This is a genomic window from Flavobacterium sp. ABG (genome assembly GCF_001027725.1).
In the GTDB taxonomy this organism is placed as follows: domain Bacteria; phylum Bacteroidota; class Bacteroidia; order Flavobacteriales; family Flavobacteriaceae; genus Flavobacterium; species Flavobacterium cupriresistens.
This window is the reverse complement of the sequence record NZ_LEKS01000012.1, coordinates 182,816-188,889: the sequence shown is the minus strand read 5'-3', so window position 1 is coordinate 188,889 and position 6,074 is coordinate 182,816. Positions and strand designations below refer to the sequence as shown.

At 30.6% G+C, this 6,074-nt stretch carries 4 protein-coding genes; all 4 read right to left on the bottom strand.

Annotation, left to right across the window (positions count from 1 at the left end; genetic code table 11):
* Positions 1–48 precede the first annotated feature (48 nt).
* Positions 49–342, bottom strand: a complete 294-nt coding sequence (locus AB674_RS14045) for a hypothetical protein (RefSeq protein ID WP_047777567.1) — start codon at positions 340–342, stop codon at positions 49–51.
* A gap of 398 nt (positions 343–740) precedes the next feature.
* Entirely contained in the window at positions 741–1,118 is a 378-nt protein-coding gene (locus tag AB674_RS14035) for a hypothetical protein (protein WP_047777563.1), read from the bottom strand.
* A 174-nt stretch (positions 1,119–1,292) separates the two neighbouring features.
* Positions 1,293–3,737: an N-6 DNA methylase gene (locus AB674_RS14030; RefSeq protein WP_082210641.1), complete on the bottom strand. Its 2,445-nt coding sequence runs from the start codon at positions 3,735–3,737 to the stop codon at positions 1,293–1,295.
* A gap of 490 nt (positions 3,738–4,227) precedes the next feature.
* The gene (locus AB674_RS14025; protein ID WP_047777561.1) at positions 4,228–5,652 is read right to left on the bottom strand and encodes an amino acid permease; all 1,425 of its coding nucleotides are present in this window, start codon (positions 5,650–5,652) and stop codon (positions 4,228–4,230) included.
* Between the last annotated feature and the right edge of the window lie 422 nt (positions 5,653–6,074).

The window sequence follows — 6,074 nt, the reverse complement described above, 5'->3', positions numbered from 1 at the left end:
TTCAGTCTAGTCCCAAATCTCTCGTAACGGCTGTTGGTGGCTGTGTTTTTATTTATCAATATTTTCTATTTCAAATATTTCAATAAATTTTTGTTCCAAGTTTTTCTTTTTCCTTTTTATATTCCATCTCGAATGGAATATTATAAAGACGAAGAATAAATTAAAAACTAGATATATGTCATTTGGCGCGTTTTTAAAATTAAAAAAGAAAAAGGAATTGAAACCAATTATCGCAACAAATGGAAAATATTTTAGCCAAATCATTCCTATTTTACTCATAGGTTCAATAGTATAATTTAGTTTTACTTTGTTATTAATATTTTGATATTTTCCTTTAAGCATTTTTTTCCTTTAAGCAAATATAAGCCTGAAGTAAAATTATAATTTTCTGTTAGTCTGAAAGATGAATCGTCAAAGGTTCCGTAAAAACTTTTTGAACTTAGACAAAAAATTGAAAATATTCCAAGTGATAATTTTAATTCAGCTCTCCCAATTTTCGTATTCTCTTTTAATCTATTTCTAAATTCAGTTATATTAAGCTTTGACTTCATTAAAATTAATTAAATTACAGATTTTTAGTATTTTGACACAACATTGCAACCAACGTCCTGGCACTACAAGAGGTTTGGGATTAAAGATGCGAGATTTTTACATTATGCTCAAATTTTACAAATACAAAACTATCTTTAAATTCAGTCAAATGCCCAAATCTCTTGTAACGGCTGTTCGTGGCTGTGTTTTTATTTATCTTTTTTATATATGTCATTTGGCGCGTTTTTAAAATTAAAAAAGAAAAAGGAATTGAAACCAATTATCGCAACAAATGGAAAATATTTTAGCCAAATCATTCCTATTTTACTCATAGGTTCAATAGTATAATTTAGTTTTACTTTGTTATTAATATTTTGATATTTTCCTTTAAGCAAATATAAGCCTGAAGTAAAATTATAATTTTCTGTTAGTCTGAAAGATGAATCGTCAAAATTTCCATAAAAACTTTTTGAACTTAGACAAAAAATTGAAAATATTCCAAGTGATAATTGTAATTCAGCTCTACCAATTTTCGTATTCTCTTTTAATCTATTTCTAAATTCAGTTATATTAAGCTTTGACTTCATTAAAATTAATTAAATTACAGATTTTCAGTGTTTTGACGCAACATTGCAACCAAGGTCCTGGCGCTACAAGAGGTTTGGTTTTAAAGATGCAAGTTTTTTCCATTATGCACAAATTTTCGAAGTACAAAACCATTTTTAAATTCAGTCAAATGCTCGAATCTCTTGTAGCGGCGGTTATGACTTCGTTGTTTTTCTTTCTATGTATTTTGTCAGTTTTTCGCACACCAACTTCTTAATGAAATTTTCCATAAAGTCATAGTCAGGTTCCCCATTTTTATTTATTGGCAGTAGAATTTTTTCTCTTTTTATTCTTTGGTCATTAATTTCTCTGTTAAAGCTATATTTTTCGCTCAATCTTTTTGTTACACTTGCAGTAAAAAGGTAAATGAATTTGTTAAAATTATCATTTTGAAGTTTAGTAACGTGGTCACTTGCAACAAATGAAAAAGGCTGAAAGAATGTCGCGCCAACACTACCACTATTTGCAATTGTAAGGCAGTTTTTGAAAATTCTTACTCCGTTATTATTGCTAATAAATCCATCTATTCCATTATTCATAGCTGTTGAAGAAACATAAGGCATTTCTCCTCTTTTATGGTCATCTTTTTTTAATCTTTTACCTCTTTGGATTTCAGTGAATATTTCTTTTAGATAAAATTCGCTCCATTCCTTATTTTCTAAACCCTTCACTGGTTCAAAATCTTTAACTATTTCTAAACTTTTTTCTCCAAATAAATATTCTTTATCTTGCAAAATCATATTAAATTCAAATGTCAAAAAATCAGCGATAGTTTTCTCAAAGTCTTCAACTTCTGGAATCTCATCATTGAAATAATAAAACGAATGCAACCATTCATCTTCTGTTTCAATATTAGTTTTTACACAAAAATTTGTTTCTGCTTCAATACGGTCAAACCAAACGTCAAGTAAATGTTGTTTTTTGTCTTTAGCCTGTATTGTCTCAACAAGGCCTTGATGTTTTTGAACCTCAAATCCATCTTTTTCAAAATTGATGAACTTTACTTTTTTTTCTTTATAATGTGGTACACCAGCTGTGAAAATTGCGATACAAGGATTTGTTCCAACTCCATAAAAAGTATTTTTATTTAGCGTAATAACACCATCCAAAGTGTGACTTTTTAAAATATTATTTTTGATTGCTTGTTCTTCTTTACTTTTACCTGTCATTGACGATTGAGGTACAATTACAACTACTTTTCCGTCTTCTACAATAGAATTAAGCAAATGTTCAGTAAAATTAATCTCGTACAAATTAGTGTTATTTTTGCTTCCCATTGAATATGGTGGATTCATCATTCCCACCGTACATCCTTTTTCCTGTAATATAGAAGGATTAGATTTTAAAAAATCTTCTTGTTCAAGGTTACTTTTTCCATCACCACGCAAAATCATATTTGTAGTAGCAATAGTAAACATATATGGTTGTAGTTCTAAACCATGTAGTTGGTTTTTTCTAATATTTCTTTGCTCTTCGAGATTATTCGATTTTTCCAACATATCGTGCATTGATGCAATTAGAAAGCCTGCTGTTCCACAGCAAGGGTCTAAGACTTTATCAGTAGGTTTTAGTTCTACTAAATCGCAAAATAATTCCGTTATATGTTTTGGTGTTAATACAATCCCTAAAGATTGTCCGTCACCACCAGAATAAGACATAAATTCTCCATAAAATCTTCCCAGATAGTCTTCTGCAGACTGTATATATTTAATGTTTTTATAAATGTTCTCGTATAAAAACTCTGTAAAGTGTTTTAAAGGCGTTTTTTTTAAATATTCATTTTCTTCATTAATTATTTTAGTGTCTTTTATTACTAAAAACTGACTAAGTAATTTATCTTTTTTTACTTGGGGTGAAACATTGGCTCTTTTTAAATTTTTTTCAATAGCTTCATAAATTTTTTCGCCATCAGAAGTAGTTTGGTCACCTATAAGGCTGTCAATACTGAAGCCTTTATGCTCCATTTCTTTCAATGCTAAAAGAATACCCGAAACTATAAGTGGTTTGTCTTTGTCTTGAATACTGCCATAATTTCGTAAATCCTCGTGAAGATTTTTGGCATCCTTTAGAATTTCTTCGGTTGTTTTGTCTTCGGGTGTCTGTTCTTTGAGTATATTTTTCGTATAGTATTCATCAATATTTTTTTTATTGAAAAGTGTAAATGTTTCAACATCATCAAGTTCTTTATAACCTCCTCTTTCATCTATAAAAATAGGAGTTATTTTGTGTCTTTTCTCGTTTCCTGAAACTCCAAAAACTATAAATTTTTTATAAGTAGTATTTTGAGCTAAATGCTTTCCGTAAAACAAAGCACCATTTACTGCATAATTCTTTACACTCGCAACTTCATTGCAAATCACGTCTTTTTCATTTCGTTTTATGTGAAATGAAACATCCGCTTTATTTTCGATAATTATAACAAAATCTTTAACTAATCCACAATATTCAGGAAAACCAACTTTTCCTGTACCTGCTTTTGAAGCTGATTTTAAAGCATTGTCAATGTCTTTAATAATACTTCCTTGTGGGTGTAAATCAACATCTGCTTCTTTCAGCATTTCATAAACCCACAAATCTGTCAATACTTCTTTTTTTGCCATTTTAGGTAATCAAGTTATAAATTATTTTAATTGTTGGTAAAGTTAAGTTTTTTTTAACTATTCAGACTTTCAAAATGCTCTCAAATTGTCCATTCGAAGCACGAATGTTGATGTTTTCTACTCGGTTACGCTACAATAAGGCATAACCTGTATATATGTCTGACGATATCCGACTTATTTACTCTAAATTTGATAGATATATCTGATAAATATCAGTATTTAGTCGCTTTCAAAAATAGGATTTTTATTTCATGAATCATCAAACGAACTTTTTATTTGTTGAATACTTTTCGTACTAACATGGGGGTAAATTTCGGTAGTCTTGCTGCTTTAGTGACCTAATAATTCTTGCATATATTCCGACCGCCCGGATTTGTAATCCGTGCCGTAAAGTATATTTTAACAGATTTAAAAAAAGAAAATAGTGTTTTAACTAACTCACAAAAAGCAAAATCCCATTTCAAACGAAATGGGATTTTTTAAAAACTACCTATTTTTTCGTTTTAAAAACTTTATAAAAAACAAATAAAATCCCCAACCAAATAGGAATTAATTCTACAGATATCTTCATATTCGTAATCCACATAATGGCTAAAATACCTAGTAAAAATACGAAACAGATGTAATTGCTTACTGGGTAAAATATAGAAGCAAATTTAGTTTTTGTGTTTTCCTTGTCTTTCGCACGTCTAAATTGTAGATGGGTATACGAAATCATAACCCAGTTAATAATCAAGCAAGACACGACTAAAGACATTAAAATGCTAAAAGCTTCTTCTGGAATTACTTTATTTACTACTATACAGATCGCTGCAAAACAGGAAGAAATTAAAATGGCATTGACAGGTACTGATTGTTTGTTTAGTTTCTTTAAAAATTTTGGCGCATTGCCTTGGTCTGCTAAACCAAATAACATTCGCGAGTTGCTGTATACACTGCTATTGTATACGGATAAAGCGGCGGTTAATACAATTAAATTCAGGACATTGGCTATAAGGCTGGTGAAAAATATTTTCTTGCCAAAGAGCTCAAACTCCATTCCGTTTAAATTTTGAAAAACCATTACAAACGGGCTACTGTCTGTAGTAATTTGCTGCCAAGGCGACAAAGCAAATAAAATGACCAATGCTCCAACATAAAATATAAGGATTCTATAAATAACCTGATTGGTTGCTTTTGGAATGTTTTTTTCCGGATTTTCGGCCTCTGCAGCGGTAATTCCAATGAGTTCTAAACCTCCAAAGGAGAACATAATCAGTGCCATTGCGGCCAATAAACCTTGAAAATCACCAGTTGCTGTTTTTTCAAAGAAGCCTTTTGGAAAGAAACCTCCATCGTTGTATAAATTATGAATCGTAGCGTGCTCTCCCCCTGTCCCACTTATCAGTAGATAAATACCAAAAAGAATCATGGCGATAATGGCAACCACTTTTATGATTGAAAACCAAAATTCAGTTTCTCCATACACTTTTACGGAAGCAAAATTCAAAGCATTAATAATCAGGAAGAAAAATAAACTGGATGCCCACAACGGAATTTCAGGCCACCAAAACTGCACATAAACTCCAATAGCTGTAAGTTCGGCCATACTAACTAAAATATACAAAATCCAATAATTCCAACCTGATGCAAAACCTGCGAAAGAACCACAATATTTATAGGCAAAATAGCTAAAACTTCCTGATACCGGTTCTTCAACAACCATTTCGCCAAGTTGTCTCATTATAAAGAAAGCGATAATTCCGGCAATAGCATATCCTAAAATAACAGATGGTCCTGCTAATACGGCTGCCGGACCAATACCAAGGAAAAGACCTGTTCCTATCGATCCGCCTAAGGCAATTAACTGAATGTGTCGGTTCGTTAGTCCGCGTTTAAGTTGATTCTCTTCTACAGTATCTTGATTATTTTTCACAAATTAGATTTTTAAAGGGATTAGATGTATTCAGAAATGTATAAAAAGCGAAGATAAGTTAAAAAAGGAATCTTACAAAACATCGTTGCGTCGCAGCTGTCAGAATCCAATATAAATATTTAGTTTTAAAAGTTAAACTGCTAATTTATATAGTGGTTAAAATATAGTTATTATAATTGTAACTAATTGATTGTTTAAATTATGTCTAACTTTAATACCACTTAAAGTTTAATAAAATATCCTGTGGAGTTTTCTTAAAATTCATTTGAGATTTCATGTTTAGAGCTTTAACTCCTGTTGCTCCTACGAAGTCGGGAGACTTCATATAGCAGGTATTAAAAACAAAAGAGACGACCATCAGATCGTCTCTTTATACTATTTAAAAAATTATAATTTATTTTCTCTTTCACTGATTTACATGG

Excerpts from the sequence above, each read along its gene's own strand:
- AB674_RS14035 (WP_047777563.1), bottom strand. The coding sequence starts at position 1,118 with ATGAAGTCAAAGCTTAATATAACTGAATTTAGAAATAGATTAAAAGAG.
- AB674_RS14030 (WP_082210641.1), bottom strand. The coding sequence starts at position 3,737 with ATGGCAAAAAAAGAAGTATTGACAGATTTGTGGGTTTATGAAATGCTG.
- AB674_RS14045 (WP_047777567.1), bottom strand. The coding sequence starts at position 342 with ATGCTTAAAGGAAAATATCAAAATATTAATAACAAAGTAAAACTAAAT.